The sequence below is a fragment of the Lentzea xerophila genome, assembly GCF_051094245.1.
Taxonomy (GTDB): domain Bacteria; phylum Actinomycetota; class Actinomycetes; order Mycobacteriales; family Pseudonocardiaceae; genus Lentzea; species Lentzea xerophila.
The window spans coordinates 8,779,579-8,793,341 of the sequence record NZ_CP194934.1; the positions used below are offsets into that span (position 1 = coordinate 8,779,579).

Below are 13,763 nucleotides of genomic sequence, written 5' to 3' on the forward strand. Positions count from 1 at the left end.
CGTCCCCGTGGAATCGTTCCGCCCGCTAACGGTGTTACTGCCCGGGCTCAGCCCGTCTTGTCCGGTCCCGCACTGGCCAGTGCGACGCGCAGGATCACCCGCTGTTCACGCTCCATCGCCGCCCGGTAGTCGTCCCAGTTCTCGTGCTCGCCGGAGATCGTCCGGTAGTACTTGACCAGCAGATCCATCGCCTCCGGCAGCCCGACGACCGTCGCGGTGCCGTTGATCTGGATCCACCGGCCGAAGAAGCTGTCCGGCAGCACGCACAACGACACGCGCGGATCACGTTGGATCTGCTTCGTCTTGTACGCCGTCGCGCGAGTGGAAACGAGCGCGTCACCGTTGTCGTCGAGCGCGACGAGCACCGGTGACATGGACGGCGTGCCGTCCGGCTTCAGCGCGCAGAACACCGCGCGGTGCTGGCTGCGGAGCACTTCCCGTGCCTGATCGAGGTCCATGGTCTTCATCTTCGCGAGGCGGGACGATGTCCGCATGCCCGATCCGAATTCCGTGAGCTGGCAGATGCACGCAGATCCGACGATGTGGATCGCCGGGATCGCGAGCCTCTACCTGCAGGCACTGCACCCGAAGGCCGTCGCCGGTGTCGTGCAGAACTCGAACTTCCAGGCGGACCCGCTCGGCAGGCTCAGGCGCACGGCGGACTTCGTCGGGCTCGGCGTCTACGGCACCGACGAGGAGATCGCCGCCGCCTCGGCACGGGTGCGCGCCACGCACCGCAGCCTGCGTGGCGTCGTCGACGGCAGGACGTTCCGCATCGACGAGCCCGAACTGCTGCTGTGGGTACATTGCTCGGAGGTTTACAGCTTCGAAACAGTTCTCGACCGCGCGGGGTACGGACTGTCAGACCGGCAGAAGGACCTCTACTACGCCGAACAACGATCTGCCGCCGCTTTGGTCGGATTGCACCCGGATGAAGTACCGGGATCGCGGCGCGAGATGGCGGAGTACTTCGACCGGATGCGTCCCGTTCTGGCCCGAACGCACGATTCAGATGTGATCTACACCTTCTTGCATGGCCCACCGGTGCAAGGTTTCGTCCGCCACGGCCTTCCGCTCTACCGGGTCCTGGTGGGCCACCTGGCGTACTCGGTGCTGCCAGATTGGGCGCTCGAGCTGCATGGACGCGAGCCTTACGCACACGCCGACCGGTGGCTCAAGATCATGCGCCGAGCTGCGCTTTTGGTGCCGGGCAAGATCAGGAGACTGGCTCCGCCCGGCCATCTGAGGCGCGCGATCGAACGACTCGGAAAGCAGGCGATCCCGAGCAGGGCGAGGCTTCCGTAGATGTCATACGTCACAGTTGATCATCGCCGCAGGTCCGTAGCATTGCTCACGACTCCACACCACCCCTGGAAGGCCTGTCGTGATCCGTCGTGCCGCGCTTCTGACTGCCGTAGCGGTGTTCGCCACCGCCTGTGGGAGCGGTGACACCAGCACAGTCATCGGACGTGCTGACAGCGGGAACCTGACCATCGGCATCCGCTACGACCAGCCGGGCCTGAGTGAAAGGCGGCTCGACGGCCGGTACGTCGGCTTCGACGTGGAGGTCGCCAAGTACGTCGCGAACGAGCTCGGCGTGGAAGAAGCCGGCATCAACTTCGTGGAGGCCCGCGGCGCCGCCCGCGAGTCGATGCTGGAGAACGGCGAGGCCGACCTGATCATCGCCTCCTACTCGATCACCGACGCCCGCAAGGAGAAGGTCGCCTTCGCCGGCCCCTACTTCGAGACCGGCCAGGGCATGCTGGTGCGCTACACCGAGGAGTCCATCCAGGGCCCGGAGACCATGAACGGCCGCAAGCTGTGCTCGGTCAAGGGATCCACCTCCGCGCAGAAGGTGAAGACGGACTTCGCGCAGGCCGTGCAGATCGTCGAGTACGGCCAGTACTCCGACTGCGTGATCGCTCTCATGGCGGGCAACGTCGACGCCGTCACGACCGACGAGGTCATCCTGGCCGGGTTCGCCGCCGAGAATCCCGAGCTGCTCAAGCTCGTCGGCAAGACGTTCTCCAAGGAGCGCTACGGCATCGGCGTGCCGAAGGGTGACACCGAGTCGCGGGACGCCGTCAACGAGGCCATCGAGAAGATGATCTCGAGCGGTGAGTGGAAGCGGGCGCTGGAACGCAACGTCGGCCCGTCGGGCTACGAGATCCCGGCGCCGCCCCAGATCACGGAGAAGAGCTGAACAGCTGTTGTCTTACGGATTGGCTGCCGACTTGGAGGTCCAGGTCGGCCAGTCCAGCGTCCAGTCCCAGTAGTCGCGGTCGGCCGGCCCCAGCGGAACCGACGACCCCACGACCTCGACCGGGTCACCGATCATCGTCAGGTCGTAGAAGATCTTGGCGTTGGCGCCGGACAGGTTCGCGCACCCGTGCGAGACGTTTTCCCGGCCCTGCGACGGGATCGTGCCGTTGTTCTCGTGCACGAACTCGCCGTTCTGGGAGATCAGCACCGCCCAGGTGACCGGGATGTCCTTGTAGCCGAACGTCGGGTTGGTCATCGTCCGCGCGGCTTCCTTCTGCTGCACCACGTGGATGCCGTTGCGGGTCTCCGCGCGCTTGTCGCTCTCCATGCCGTACGACGCCGGGAAGTCGTGCAGCAGCACGCCGTCACGGTAGATCTCGAACCGGTGCGTCTTCGTGTTCGCCTTGGCCACCAGGGCCCTATCGGCGATCTTGAACTGAACGTGCACGTCCGCGGCCCCGTACGCGCCGCCCCCGAACGGCACGCCGTAGACGTTGACGTCGACGGACACCTCGGTGCTCGGCTTCCAGTACTCGCGCGGCCGCCAGTGCGCCTCCGTGTCGGACAGCCAGGCCCACGCGCCCTCGGTCGGCACGGAGGTCGTGACAGTCATGGACTCCTGCACGGCGGCCTTGTCCGCGACCGGCGCGCTGAAGGTCACCTTCACCGGCTGCGCGATGCCGTACGTCTGGTGGTCGCCGACGTTCATCCGCGCGCTGGTGAGCCGCTGCGGCTTGACCGTGCGGAACGAACCGGAGACCGGAACCTCCGTGCCGTCCTGGCCCTTCGCCGAACCGGACCACGTGTAGACCTTGTCGTAGCCCAGATCCTCGGTGGCGACCCACCTGTCCGCGGTCAGTTCGCCCTTGACCACCCTGTTGCCCGCGCCCGTCAGAGCGACGGCGGTCAGTGCACCTCCAGTCACCCCAACCTGGAACGGCCCCGCCGGGCTGATCCCCTCACCCGACGCCGGCGTCACGGTGACCGCCGCCTTCTCCGCCGCGGCCGGCGTAGTGGGCGGCGTCGCCGGACCGGACGTGTCGGGCACGGCGCTGCAGGCCGTCATCCCCAGTAACAAAGCCAAAACCAGTGGCCGGATCACGTGCTCTCCCCAAGATCCCCTCGTCCAACGCTGGAGAAGACGCGCAGGGTCGCTACACGTTGCTTGGGAGATTGCGATCACCCGCTCGGACCAGCGGGTTTACCCCTATTGAGGCAAGCGACTGGCCAGTAATGACCAGTAGTGCTATGACCAATCACACGTTAGGCTGACCCGCGCAGGCCGTGGTTTCTGTGTTCGTGCTTCACACGCTCGCGGAACGACACGCGGGCGTGCGGTGCGCTCTCACGGAGTGAGCCGAACGCCCCCGGGACGGCCGGGGTTGCACGGTGCAGCCCCAAGCTTTCCTGCGATGGAGGCAGGTACATGGCACAGGGCACTGTCAAGTGGTTCAACTCCGAGAAGGGCTTTGGCTTCATCGCCCAGGACAACGGCGGCGCAGACGTCTTCGTCCACTACTCGGAGATCCAGGGTCAGGGCTTCCGCACCCTGGAGGAGAACCAGCGAGTGGAGTTCGAGGTCGGCCAGGGCACCAAGGGTCCGCAGGCCCAGAACGTCCGCGCGGTCTGATTCACAGCAATACGCCGCAATTCGAGTCGTACGTGCGAAGGACCCTCGACCGGGCTCGGTCGGGGGTCCTTCCTCGTTTCGCTTTCGCCAGTACTAGTCGTTGTACTAGTGGCCGCGCTGCCGCGCTTCCCACTCCAGGCGCTGCATGACCCACTCCGTGGCGAGCGCCTGCGGGGATGTCTGGCGCTCGGCGGCGAGCTCCTTGAGCTGCTCGTTGGCCATGAGCTGGAGCCGCAGCTGGTACACCTGCGCGTTGCCGAAGCCCGATGCGGTGGTCTCGTTGTCCGAGTCCGGGGCCAGGGCGGCCAGGTATGAGGTCAGCTCCTCGTCGGGCAGCGTCTCCGCCTGCGGTTCGTCCGCGGGGCGGTGACGGCCGGACTTGGAGCGTCCGAGGGATCCGATAGGCACCGGGACACGATAACGGCTCGGTCACGGAACCCAAACCCTTGTGAGCCGGGTCACCCCAAGGTGTGGTTTCCAAGCGAACCCGGGCCGGGGACGATTGGCGAAGATCCATGGCCGACCTACGGGGGTCCGGGGGCTTGCCCCCGGCTGGGGTCTGGGGGCTCGGCCCCCAGAAGACACCCGCAGCGTGAGGCGGCGAGGCGTAAGCCGAGCAGACTCACGCACAGCTGCGGAGGCCCCCGCGCCAGGGGGAGGAACGCGGGGGCCGGAGGGGATCTCCACAGGCGCTGACCGGGGGTGTGTCAGCTCTTTGGATTGTTGCACGCGCACACGCCCGTTGGGGAGAGTTCGCAAGCAAGATTCTTAAGTTGCCGATGCGCGGAAACCCCGCAGTCGCAAGCTATTGGTAACAACGAACACGCTGCTGAAAGCCATTGCGGCCCCCGCGATCATGGGGTTCAGCAGGCCCAGCGCCGCGAGTGGAAGTCCAGCGACGTTGTAGGCGAACGCCCAGAAAAGATTCCCCTTGATCGTGCCCAAAGTCTTGCGGGACAACCGGATCGCGTCCGCCGCCACGCGCAGGTCGCCGCGCACCAGGGTCAGGTCGCTCGCCTCGATCGCGACGTCGGTCCCGGTTCCCATGGCCAGCCCCAGATCCGCGGCCGCGAGCGCCGGCGCGTCGTTCACGCCGTCGCCGACCATGGCCACGACTCGGCCCTGTGCCTGCAGATTCCGGACCGCGGCGACTTTCCCGTCGGGCATGACATCGGCGATGACGTCGTCGATGCCCACCTCGGCCGCCACCTGCGCGGCCACCGAGGCGTTGTCGCCGGTGAGCAACACCGGGCGCAGGCCCAGTTCGCGCAACGAGCGAATCGCTTGTGCCGACGTGGGTTTCACGACGTCCGACACGGCGATGATTCCGACAACCTTGTCATCAAAGGAAACCGCTACAACCGTTCGAGTCGCGTGTGCAACTGCGGCCTCAGTCAGTTCCCGTGGCAGGGAAACGTCGCGCACCCGGCCGACGACGACGCGCCGGCCTTCCACGACGCCGCTGACACCGATGCCATCGGTGGAAACGAAGTCGGAAACCGGAAGCAGTTCGGCGACCTCGCGCCCGATCGCCGCGGCGATCGGATGTTCGGACGCGTTCTCGACGGCCGCCGCGAACCGCAGCACCTCGTCGCCCGCCACGCCGTCCGCGGGCACCACGTCGACCAGCGTCAGCCGCCCCGTCGTGACCGTGCCGGTCTTGTCCAGCACGACGGTGTCCACGCGCCGCGTCGACTCCAGCACCTCGGGACCCTTCACCAGGATCCCGAGCTGGGCGCCGCGGCCCGTACCCACGAGCAACGCCGTCGGCGTCGCCAGTCCCAGGGCACAGGGGCACGCGATCACCAGCACCGCCACCGCCGTTGTCACCGCGAACTCCAGCGGCCGCCCGGCCAGCAGCCACGCGGCGAACGACGCCAGCGCGATCAGCACGACGACCGGGACGAACACGGCGGAGACCCGGTCGGCCAGCCGCTGCACCTCGGCCTTGCCCGCCTGGGCCTGCTCGACCAGCCTGGCCATCCGCGCGAGCTGCGTGCCGGCACCCACCGAGGTGGCCGTGACGACCAGCCGGCCGCCCGCGTTGACCGTCCCGCCGACGACGGAATCGCCCGCACTGACCTCGACCGGCACCGACTCCCCGGTGACCATCGAGCGGTCCACGGCCGAGCTGCCCTCGTCCACTAGCCCATCAGTGGCGATCCGCTCACCTGGACGGACCACGAACCGTTCGCCGACACGGAGCTGTGCGATCGGCACGCGGACTTCCCCGCTGTCGCGCAGCACCGCCACGTCCTTCGCGCCCAGGGCGAGCAGCGACCGCAGGGCCGCACCCGCGCTGCGCTTGGACCGGGCCTCCAGCCAGCGTCCGAGCAGCAGGAACACGGTCACGCCGACCGCGACCTCCAGGTAGATGTCGCCGGAGGTCGTGGGGCGCGGCAGCAGGCTGAACTCGTGCCGCATGCCGATCGTCCCGGCCTCGCCGAGGACCAACGCGTAGAGCGACCACAGGTACGAGACCGTGACACCCATCGAGACGAGGGTGTCCATGGTGCTGGCGCCGTGCCGCGCGTTCACGGCGGCGGCCCGGTGGAACGGCCAGCCGCACACCCACACGACCACGCTCGCGAGCGCCAGCGACACCCACTGCCAGGTGGGGAACTGCCACGCCGGGACCATCGAGAACGCGATCACCGGCACGCCGAGCACCGCGGCGAGGGTGACCCTCAGCCGCAGCTCACCGGCCTCGTCGGGCTCGGGAGCCTCCGGCCGGGGCTCCTCGGCGTCGTAGCCCGCCGCCCGCACTGTCGACACCAGGTCGGTGACGTGCAGGCTGTCCGGGAACTGAACGCTGGCCTTCTCGGTCGCGTAGTTCACGGTGGCGGACACACCGTCGAGCTTGTTCAGCTTGCGTTCGATGCGCCGCGCACAGGAGGCGCACGTCATGCCGCTGATGCTGAGCTCGACGTGACGAGGCTCGGTCGTGGTCATCAGGCGACCTGGTACCCGGCCTCGGTGACGGCGGCGACGACCTCGGCGCGGTCGAGCTCGCGGTCGCTGGTCACGGTCACCGCGCCGGTCTCCAGGACGACGTCGACGCCCGTGACGCCGGCGACCTCGCCGAGCTCTTCGGTGACCGAGCTGACGCAGTGGCCGCAGGTCATGCCGGTGACGGTGTAGGTGGCGGTGACGGACATGGGAGCCCTTTCTCTCTACGGGGCTCCGAGTCTATACCCCCCTGGGGTACGCGATCTACTGAGGACTCTCGGGTTTGGGCTGGTCCAGGTTCTGGATGTTGCTCTCGATCTTGTCGACCAGCTCGTCGAGGCCCTCGAGCATCTTGTCGAGCTCGGCCATCCTGGAGCCGAACGCGGACTCGATGTCGGCGTCGATCGTGTTCAGGTCGATGCCGCTGATCGCCTTGAAGATCTCCCGCTGGTCGACCGAGGGCGGTATCTGGGACGCGTTTTGGCCCTCTGCTTCGGGGGAAGGCTCCGGCGTGGGGTCAGTCATCTGTCCATCATCCCCTGGCCAGTTCCCCACGAGACACACGCCGCACCTGTACGGAAAGTAACGCTGGGTGCCGGTGGAATCACTCTGCGGGGGGCTGCGGCCGTTGTCCCAGGTCGCTTAGCCTCGCGCCAACCTCAAGTCGGGGAGGGTTCTCATGAGCGGGTCACTGGAAGTTCGGAAGTTCCTGATCACACAGGACGACAGCATGTCGCGGCAAGGCGGGCCGAGCGTGCCGGCCCAGCGCAGCGGAGAACCCTCGCGGATCTCCGACGAGCAGGTCCACCGGGCGAGGCTCGCGGTCGCGCGGAGCGCACTCGGAACCGAGGACTGCCGGATGCTGCTCGACATGCTGGGCCTGTCACCGGGCGAGGACGGAGGAACGCCCCCGGTGCAGCGGTGACGTGATGGGCACGCGAATGCGGCCCTGACTCCAGACGCGCACCCCCCGGAGCGCGTCTGCGGGACAGGGCCGCATCTCGAAACATACCCACGGGTCTCTTTAGCGGCAACGGCTAACCTTGGTCCATGCCCCAGCAGGACCGGGCGCACGCGACCCGTGAGGCGATCCTCCACGCCGCGGCGCAGGAGTTCGACCGGCTCGGGTACGAGCGCACGTCGCTGACCGCCGTGCTCGCGCGCGCCGGGCTCACCAAGGGCGCCTTCTACTTCCACTTCCCCTCCAAGGCCGCGATCGCCGACGCCCTGATCGAGCGGCAGAGCGAACTGTGGGCCCAGCTCAGGGAGTCGTGGCGGGCGCGCGGCCTCGATCCGCTGAGCGCGCTGCACGGCATGTTCGTCGAGTCGGCCGACCGGATGGCCACCGACGTCGTGCTGCGGGCCGGCGTACGGCTGAACGCCGATCGCGAGGTCGGTTATCCGGGCGTCCCGAACACGCATCTGCTGTGGGAGAAGCTGGTCGCCACCTACGTGATCGAGGCGGGCGAGCGCGGAGACCTGCGTCCCGGCGTCGATCCGGACGCCGTCGCGCGGACGTTGTGCGGCGCCGCCCTCGGTTCCCGGCTCATCTCCTCGGCGACGACGGGGTGCGCTGACTTCCCCGACCGAATCCGCGAGGTGCTGGGCCATGTGCTGCCCTCCGTCGCGTGTTCCGCGTGGAAGTTGTCTGGATCACAAAGTGCGCGGGAAAAGTCCTGAAGGCCCCGCCAGGCCCTGAACAGGCATTTGTTGATCTGGCCGATCTCGCCCGGAAGCGGGTTTGAGCAGCTCAACGCACAAGTGGGACCCCCGTTTTGGAGGTGCGTGGACCTATGGCATATGCTTACGATGCTTCCAGAGACCAGCTAGTCCCCATCATCTAGCGGCCTAGGATCCCGCCCTTTCAAGGCGGTCGCGCGGGTTCGAATCCCGTTGGGGGCACGTAGTACGGTACGGTAAGACAGCAACAAGCAAGGCCCAGTGGCGCAGTTGGTTAGCGCGTCGCCCTGTCACGGCGAAGGTCGCGGGTTCGAGTCCCGTCTGGGTCGCTTTTTCTTCTCATGGCCAGGTAGCTCAGTTGGTACGAGCGACCGCCTGAAAAGCGGTAGGTCGGCGGTTCGACCCCGCCCCTGGCCATCCTTCTTCGAAAGAAGCCCCGCGGAACGCTGCGGGGCTTCTTTCGTTATGCGCTGAAGCTGATCCGGGCGATGGCCTGGTCGTCGTGGGTTTTGTAGCGGGGCCAACGCGTGCGCTCCGAATCACCGCGCTCGGCTTCGCGGATTCGGGCCAGCACCTCGTCCAGCGGCAGTTCCGCGAGGTCCTCCCAGGCGAAGAGCCCGTACTCGGACACTCCACAGGAGACACCGTCTGTGAGAGCGATCACACTTGTGGTCTCCGCTCGAACCCAGGTGGTGGTCAGAGCCTGGTGTCCAGCACCGGGTTCAGCCTCGGCGACCCAGTAACCGCCGGGCCTGTTCGTCCATCGGAGGATGTCCGGGTCCGGCCGGAGATCTTCGAGCCTCGTGTCCTCGAGCACGCGAGTGGACTGTCCGAACGCGACCACCGGGGTGTCGCACAGCACGAGCGCGTCGATGGTCTCGTCGTTCCAGCGCACGATCGCCGCGGTCGAGGCCGGCGAGTCGCCGGGCACGAGATCGTGTCGCCGCACGAGGTTCGTGATGGCCTGGGCGAGCAGGTCCGTCAACGGGTCGGTGTCGTTGATCAGCCGGGCCAGCTCGTCGGCGAGTTCCGTGGCGTACCAACCGCCGTTGCGGTCGGGTGGCCTGGTTCGCGAGGTGACTCCGTCGAGGACGACGACGGCGTTCGGCAGCACCCTGATCCGGTCCTCGGTGACTCGTCCGGGAGCGCCCTGTTCGGCGGTCTCGATCTGCACGTCCTCACCGTACGTGTCAACTTTGGTTGACGAACGGCGGTTGTCAACGTACGTTGACATCATGACCGAAGCGACGGATCTCGCCACAGCGGCTGGGGACCGCGACCCGAAGATCGGGTTGCGGGCCGTCACCGCTCTGCGGCGACTTTTGGAACATCTGGAGGCGGCCCAGGTCCGCAGTGCGCGGGCCCAGGGCTGGTCGTGGCAGGACATCGCGGCGGAGCTCGGGGTCTCGCGCCAGGCGGTGCACAAGAAGCACGGGGGTCGATGATGATCGCGGAACGGTTCACCAAGGAAGCCCGTGAGGCGGTCAAGGCCGCGGTGCGGGACGCGGAACGGGTCCACGCCGCCGAGGTCGGCGTGGAGCACTTGCTGCTGGCGTTGCTCGACTCGCCGGTGCTGGCGGGGTTCGACCTGCCGCGCGACGAGCTGGAGACGGCGTTCCGGGACTACCGGCGCAAGGGCGGGCTGACCAAGGCGGACGCGGAAGCGTTGCGGGGCTTGGGGATCGACGTCGACGCGGTGATCGACTCGGTCGAGCACTCGCTTGGCGCCGGGGTGTTGCGGCCGGGACCGCGCCGGCGGTGGTTCGGGATGCCGCTGGAGCCCGCGTTCAAGAAGGCGCTGGAGAACTCGCTGCGCGAGTCGCGCGACCTCGGCCACAACTACCTGGGGGTCGAGCACATTCTGCTGGCGTTGTTGGTGGGCAAGGGAATCGTGGCCGAGGTGCTGACCGAGCGCGGTGTCACGTACGAGGAGATTCGCAAGCGGGCCGCGAGCGCTCGCGCCAGGTGAGCGCGGGCAGGAAGAGCTGCGCGAGCGGGCCAATGCCCAGCGCGTAGAGGATCGTGCCGATGCCGACCGTGCCGCCGAGCAGCCAGCCGGTGCCGAGCACGAGCAGTTCGAGCACGGTGCGCGTCACGCGCAGGGAGATGCCCGTGCGGCGGCAGAAGCCGGTGACCAGGCCGTCGCGCGGGCCCGGCCCGAGCCGGGAGCCGACGTACGCGGCGAACGCGACGGCGTTCAGCACGATGCCCAGTGTCAGGAACGCGATCCTGGGCACGAGTCCCTCCGGCGCGGGCAGGATCGCGAGCGTCACGTCGACGCTGACGGCGATGAGCACCACGTTCGCGATCGTGCCGAGGCCGGGCTTCTGCCTCAGCGGGATCCACGCCAGCAGCACCAGGACGCCGGCGATCGCGGTGATCAGGCCGAAGCTCAGGCCGGTTCGTTTCGTGAGGCCCTCGTGCAGCACGTCCCACGGGTTCAGGCCGAGCGTCGCCCGGATCTGCATCGCCATGCTCGCGCCGTAGAGCCACAGGCCTGCGAAGAGCTGCGGGAGGCGACGGGCGGGTGCGATCCGGACGGAGACCTGGTGGAGTGCGGTCATGGAGGCCATGTGGCCATAGTGAGTTGTGATTGGCCTGGTAATCCATAGCCAATTCGGGATAATTGGCCTCATGCTCCCACCAGGTGGACGTATATCGGGTGTCCGGCTCGTCCGGCTGCTCGGATCGTGGCAGCGCGGCGGTGCCCGGCAGTGCTCGAACGACCTCGCCGCGGCGATGAAACTGCTGGTCGCGGACGGCCGACTGCCCGTGGGTACCAGGTTGCCGTCCGAGCGGGAGCTCACCGACGTGCTCCCTGTGAGTCGCACCACGATCACCGCCGCGCTGGACCAGCTGCGGGCCGAGGGGGTGGTGGAGTCGCGGCGCGGCGCCGGGTCGTGGATCAACGGGCCGGTCGGTACCGGCGGGGGGATCACCGGTACCGACGACACGTTGATCGACCTGTCCCGCGCCGCGCCTCCCGCGTTGCCGTCGATCCGGCTGGCGATGGACGTCGCGCTGGGCCAGATGCCGGAGCACCTCGCGTCGCACGGGTACGACGAACGTGGGCTCCCGGTGTTGCGGCAGCGGATCGCCGACCGTTACGCGGAACGTGGGCTGCCGACGTCACCCGACCAGATCGTCGTGACGTCCGGCGCGCAGCACGCGTGGGCGTTGGTGCTGCGGCTCTTCGTCGGGGCCGGCGACCGGGTGCTGGTGGAGCAGCCGAGCTACCCCAACGCGCTGGAGGCGGTGCGGGCGTCGTTCGGGGTGCCGGTACCCGTGCCGATGCTCGGTGACGGCTGGGACCTGGAGGGATTCGAGGCGGCGCTGCGTCAGGCAGGCCCCCGGTTGGCCTATCTGATCCCGGAGTTCCAGAACCCGACCGGACTGCGGATGTCGTCCGAGTCGCGCGAGTCGCTGGCCGCCGTGCTGCGCAAGGCGCGTACGCCACTGGTCGTCGACGAGACCCTGGTGGAGCTCGTGCTGGACGACTCCCCGGCACCATTGCCGATGGCGGCGTTCGGCGGCGAGTCGGTGGTGACGCTGGGGTCCGCGAGCAAGTCGCACTGGGGCGGGCTGCGGATCGGGTGGATCAGGGCGTCCGCCGACATCGTGCACCGGCTGCTGTCGACCCGTGCCGCCATCGACCTGGGTACGCCGGTGTTCGAGCAGCTCGTGCTGGCCGCGTTGCTCGAGTCACCGGAAAGCGTTCTCCGGCAACGACGCGCGGAGGCTCTGGTGCAACGGGACGTGGCGGTCGAGGCACTGCGCACTCACTGTCCACAGTGGAGCTTCGAGGTGCCTTCCGGCGGGCTCGGGGTGTGGTGCGCGCTCGACGGCCCGGTCAGCACGCGGATCGCCGTGGTGGCGCAGAACCACGGTCTGCGACTCGTCCCCGGCCCCCGGTTCGCGGTGCACGGCGGGTGCGAGCAGATGCTCCGAGTGCCGTACACGCAGTCGCCCGAAGTGTTGCGCGAGGCGATCGGCCGTTTGGGTGTGGTGGCTGCATCCGTTGCGGGTACCGGGTTTCCGGCGGATGCCGACCTGGCGGTACCGGTCGCGTGAGACACGTCGGCCCGGTCTCCCGCAGCGGTGGAGACCGGGCCGACGAACTTGCCACCGAGAGGCCTGCGGCGGGGAACGTCCCAGGGATTGACGTCCCCCGTCCGCAGGTTTCCCGTGCGGTCCGAGCCTGCGGGGGCAGCGCGGCACTCGGACCAGACCCGACCTGCCAGGGCGCGGTTGGCAGGTCAGGAAGACTTGGGTTCCTTGCGTACAACGGGAAATCGAAGAAGGAGTTACTGGCGCGACGGCACGAGACGGTCACAAATCGCGCAGAGGGCAGACTTGTCCTGTCGGACTCAGTCAGGTGACGTGGCGGGAAGGCCGGGAATGCTGCCCGGCACAGTGCCGTCGCGACGCTCGTCGACCGACCACGTGGTGGGCGGGAAGAGCGAGTTGTGCGACGTCAGGACGGCGAGCACGCCGCGCGTGCCACCGGAGTTGTCGGTGTGGCCGGACGACGCGGAGGCCGTGGTGACCACGGGTGCGGACGGCGGCGCGGGCAGCGGCGCGTCCGGGCCGGGAACGGTCCAGTTGAGGTCGCTGACGGGCGCCGGCTCCGTCTTCACGGGAGCAGGCACCCGAAGAACGGGCAGCAGCGGCACGGTCCTCGTGACCGCGACGACGGGCGGAGCGGGTGGCGGAGGCGGCATCTCGGCGGCGAGCTTCGCGGCCTTCCTGGCGGCGCGGGCCTGAGCCTTCGCCGCGATGACCTCGGGCGGTGCGGTGTTCGAGATGGAGCCGGACCGCGTGTTGCCCTGGGTGCCGCCGCTGAAGTCGAGGGTCGGGCCCTCGTCCTCCTCCTGGGGCCGCTCCTGCTGGGGCTGCTCCTCCGGCTTGGTCACGACCGGCGGGGACACGAGCTTCTCCGGCTGGTTCTTCTCGATGACGGCCGCGGTGAAGGACCTGGCCCAGGCCGCTGGGTCCTCGGACAGCGCGAGGGATTCGAACAGAACCGGGCCCTCGGACAGAGTCGGAACCTCGATGGAGATCTCGACGGGTGGCGGCGGCTCGGAGTCGGCGGACGCGGTCGTCCCGCCGAGCAACCAGGCGGCGGCGGTCAGGCCGCCGAGCGCAGCGGCCCGCAGCAGCAGTGCGCCGGCTCCACCACTCGCCACAGGATCACCACCCGTCCACCGTTGAGGTCATCGCCAACGCCAGAGCGCCGTCGGAG

Annotated in this window: 17 protein-coding genes and 3 tRNA genes; 11 read left to right on the forward strand and 9 right to left on the reverse strand. The window is 68.4% G+C overall.

Annotation, left to right across the window (positions count from 1 at the left end):
- Positions 1–47: 47 nt before the first annotated feature.
- The gene (locus ACRSBM_RS42240) at positions 48–458 is read right to left on the reverse strand and encodes a PPOX class F420-dependent oxidoreductase (RefSeq protein ID WP_434452431.1); all 411 of its coding nucleotides are present in this window, start codon (positions 456–458) and stop codon (positions 48–50) included.
- Between the two features lie 34 nt (positions 459–492).
- Between ACRSBM_RS42240 and ACRSBM_RS42245 the strand changes: the two genes are divergently transcribed.
- Together ACRSBM_RS42245 and ACRSBM_RS42250 are read left to right on the forward strand one after the other, a co-directional pair.
- Entirely contained in the window at positions 493–1,305 is an 813-nt protein-coding gene (locus tag ACRSBM_RS42245; protein WP_434452433.1) for an oxygenase MpaB family protein, read from the forward strand.
- Between the two features lie 82 nt (positions 1,306–1,387).
- Positions 1,388–2,203 (forward strand): glutamate ABC transporter substrate-binding protein, encoded by an 816-nt coding sequence (locus ACRSBM_RS42250; protein WP_434453473.1) that lies wholly within the window; start codon positions 1,388–1,390, stop codon positions 2,201–2,203.
- 12 nt (positions 2,204–2,215) lie between these two features.
- On the opposite strand, the gene ACRSBM_RS42255 is transcribed toward ACRSBM_RS42250, so the two are convergent.
- Positions 2,216–3,328 (reverse strand): L,D-transpeptidase, encoded by a 1,113-nt coding sequence (locus ACRSBM_RS42255; protein WP_434452435.1) that lies wholly within the window; start codon positions 3,326–3,328, stop codon positions 2,216–2,218.
- A 360-nt stretch (positions 3,329–3,688) separates the two neighbouring features.
- Between ACRSBM_RS42255 and ACRSBM_RS42260 the strand changes: the two genes are divergently transcribed.
- On the forward strand, positions 3,689–3,892 hold the full coding sequence (locus tag ACRSBM_RS42260; protein ID WP_030477903.1) for a cold-shock protein: 204 nt from the start codon (positions 3,689–3,691) through the stop codon (positions 3,890–3,892).
- A gap of 105 nt (positions 3,893–3,997) precedes the next feature.
- Here ACRSBM_RS42260 and ACRSBM_RS42265 read toward each other — a convergent pair whose 3' ends face one another.
- The 4 genes from ACRSBM_RS42265 to ACRSBM_RS42280 form a co-directional block, all read right to left on the reverse strand.
- Complete coding sequence (locus ACRSBM_RS42265; RefSeq protein ID WP_434452437.1) at positions 3,998–4,300, reverse strand: hypothetical protein; 303 nt, start codon at positions 4,298–4,300, stop codon at positions 3,998–4,000.
- A 360-nt stretch (positions 4,301–4,660) separates the two neighbouring features.
- Positions 4,661–6,844, reverse strand: coding sequence for a heavy metal translocating P-type ATPase (locus ACRSBM_RS42270; RefSeq protein WP_434452439.1), 2,184 nt, complete (start codon positions 6,842–6,844; stop codon positions 4,661–4,663).
- Positions 6,844–7,050 carry a heavy-metal-associated domain-containing protein gene (locus ACRSBM_RS42275; protein WP_434452441.1) on the reverse strand — a complete coding sequence of 69 codons (207 nt, stop codon included), beginning with the start codon at positions 7,048–7,050 and terminating at the stop codon, positions 6,844–6,846. Before ACRSBM_RS42275 ends, ACRSBM_RS42270 begins: the two co-directional genes overlap by 1 nt.
- A gap of 55 nt (positions 7,051–7,105) precedes the next feature.
- Entirely contained in the window at positions 7,106–7,366 is a 261-nt protein-coding gene (locus ACRSBM_RS42280) for a hypothetical protein (protein WP_434452443.1), read from the reverse strand.
- 154 nt (positions 7,367–7,520) lie between these two features.
- Here ACRSBM_RS42280 and ACRSBM_RS42285 point away from each other — a divergent pair, with 154 nt between their 5' ends.
- From ACRSBM_RS42285 to ACRSBM_RS42305, 5 genes are all read left to right on the forward strand, one after another.
- A complete protein-coding gene (locus ACRSBM_RS42285) occupies positions 7,521–7,766 on the forward strand; it encodes a hypothetical protein (RefSeq protein WP_434452445.1) in 246 nt (81 codons plus the stop codon).
- 125 nt (positions 7,767–7,891) lie between these two features.
- Positions 7,892–8,521, forward strand: a complete 630-nt coding sequence (locus ACRSBM_RS42290) for a ScbR family autoregulator-binding transcription factor (RefSeq protein WP_434452447.1) — start codon at positions 7,892–7,894, stop codon at positions 8,519–8,521.
- A 149-nt stretch (positions 8,522–8,670) separates the two neighbouring features.
- Positions 8,671–8,743 (forward strand) — tRNA-Glu (locus ACRSBM_RS42295).
- A gap of 33 nt (positions 8,744–8,776) precedes the next feature.
- Positions 8,777–8,850: transfer RNA gene (locus ACRSBM_RS42300), tRNA-Asp, on the forward strand.
- Positions 8,851–8,864: 14 nt separating this feature from the next.
- A tRNA-Phe gene (locus ACRSBM_RS42305) sits at positions 8,865–8,938 on the forward strand.
- Positions 8,939–8,984: 46 nt separating this feature from the next.
- Here ACRSBM_RS42305 and ACRSBM_RS42310 read toward each other — a convergent pair.
- Entirely contained in the window at positions 8,985–9,695 is a 711-nt protein-coding gene (locus ACRSBM_RS42310; protein WP_434452449.1) for a hypothetical protein, read from the reverse strand.
- Between the two features lie 61 nt (positions 9,696–9,756).
- Here ACRSBM_RS42310 and ACRSBM_RS42315 point away from each other — a divergent pair, with 61 nt between their 5' ends.
- Positions 9,757–9,966 carry a helix-turn-helix domain-containing protein gene (locus tag ACRSBM_RS42315; RefSeq protein ID WP_434452450.1) on the forward strand — a complete coding sequence of 70 codons (210 nt, stop codon included), beginning with the start codon at positions 9,757–9,759 and terminating at the stop codon, positions 9,964–9,966.
- Positions 9,963–10,490: a Clp protease N-terminal domain-containing protein gene (locus ACRSBM_RS42320; protein ID WP_434452452.1), complete on the forward strand. Its 528-nt coding sequence runs from the start codon at positions 9,963–9,965 to the stop codon at positions 10,488–10,490. The genes ACRSBM_RS42315 and ACRSBM_RS42320 overlap by 4 nt, the downstream gene beginning before the upstream one ends.
- Here ACRSBM_RS42320 and ACRSBM_RS42325 read toward each other — a convergent pair.
- A complete protein-coding gene (locus ACRSBM_RS42325) occupies positions 10,441–11,094 on the reverse strand; it encodes a YczE/YyaS/YitT family protein (protein ID WP_434452453.1) in 654 nt (217 codons plus the stop codon). The two genes, ACRSBM_RS42320 and ACRSBM_RS42325, sit on opposite strands and share 50 nt — an antisense overlap.
- Positions 11,095–11,155: 61 nt before the next feature.
- On the opposite strand from ACRSBM_RS42325, the gene ACRSBM_RS42330 reads away from it, so the two are divergent.
- The gene (locus ACRSBM_RS42330; protein WP_434452455.1) at positions 11,156–12,592 is read left to right on the forward strand and encodes a PLP-dependent aminotransferase family protein; all 1,437 of its coding nucleotides are present in this window, start codon (positions 11,156–11,158) and stop codon (positions 12,590–12,592) included.
- A 296-nt stretch (positions 12,593–12,888) separates the two neighbouring features.
- On the opposite strand, the gene ACRSBM_RS42335 is transcribed toward ACRSBM_RS42330, so the two are convergent.
- Positions 12,889–13,707, reverse strand: coding sequence for a hypothetical protein (locus ACRSBM_RS42335; RefSeq protein ID WP_434452457.1), 819 nt, complete (start codon positions 13,705–13,707; stop codon positions 12,889–12,891).
- Positions 13,708–13,763 lie beyond the last annotated feature (56 nt).

Coding starts and splice junctions, on each gene's coding strand:
- ACRSBM_RS42290 (WP_434452447.1), top strand. CDS start 7,892: ATGCCCCAGCAGGACCGGGCGCACGCGACCCGTGAGGCGATCCTCCAC.
- ACRSBM_RS42280 (WP_434452443.1), bottom strand. CDS start 7,366: ATGACTGACCCCACGCCGGAGCCTTCCCCCGAAGCAGAGGGCCAAAAC.
- ACRSBM_RS42260 (WP_030477903.1), top strand. CDS start 3,689: ATGGCACAGGGCACTGTCAAGTGGTTCAACTCCGAGAAGGGCTTTGGC.
- ACRSBM_RS42285 (WP_434452445.1), top strand. CDS start 7,521: ATGAGCGGGTCACTGGAAGTTCGGAAGTTCCTGATCACACAGGACGAC.
- ACRSBM_RS42315 (WP_434452450.1), top strand. CDS start 9,757: ATGACCGAAGCGACGGATCTCGCCACAGCGGCTGGGGACCGCGACCCG.
- ACRSBM_RS42270 (WP_434452439.1), bottom strand. CDS start 6,844: ATGACCACGACCGAGCCTCGTCACGTCGAGCTCAGCATCAGCGGCATG.
- ACRSBM_RS42330 (WP_434452455.1), top strand. CDS start 11,156: ATGCTCCCACCAGGTGGACGTATATCGGGTGTCCGGCTCGTCCGGCTG.
- ACRSBM_RS42275 (WP_434452441.1), bottom strand. CDS start 7,050: ATGTCCGTCACCGCCACCTACACCGTCACCGGCATGACCTGCGGCCAC.
- ACRSBM_RS42255 (WP_434452435.1), bottom strand. CDS start 3,328: ATGACGGCCTGCAGCGCCGTGCCCGACACGTCCGGTCCGGCGACGCCG.
- ACRSBM_RS42325 (WP_434452453.1), bottom strand. CDS start 11,094: ATGGCCTCCATGACCGCACTCCACCAGGTCTCCGTCCGGATCGCACCC.
- ACRSBM_RS42240 (WP_434452431.1), bottom strand. CDS start 458: ATGGACCTCGATCAGGCACGGGAAGTGCTCCGCAGCCAGCACCGCGCG.
- ACRSBM_RS42320 (WP_434452452.1), top strand. CDS start 9,963: ATGATGATCGCGGAACGGTTCACCAAGGAAGCCCGTGAGGCGGTCAAG.
- ACRSBM_RS42245 (WP_434452433.1), top strand. CDS start 493: ATGCCCGATCCGAATTCCGTGAGCTGGCAGATGCACGCAGATCCGACG.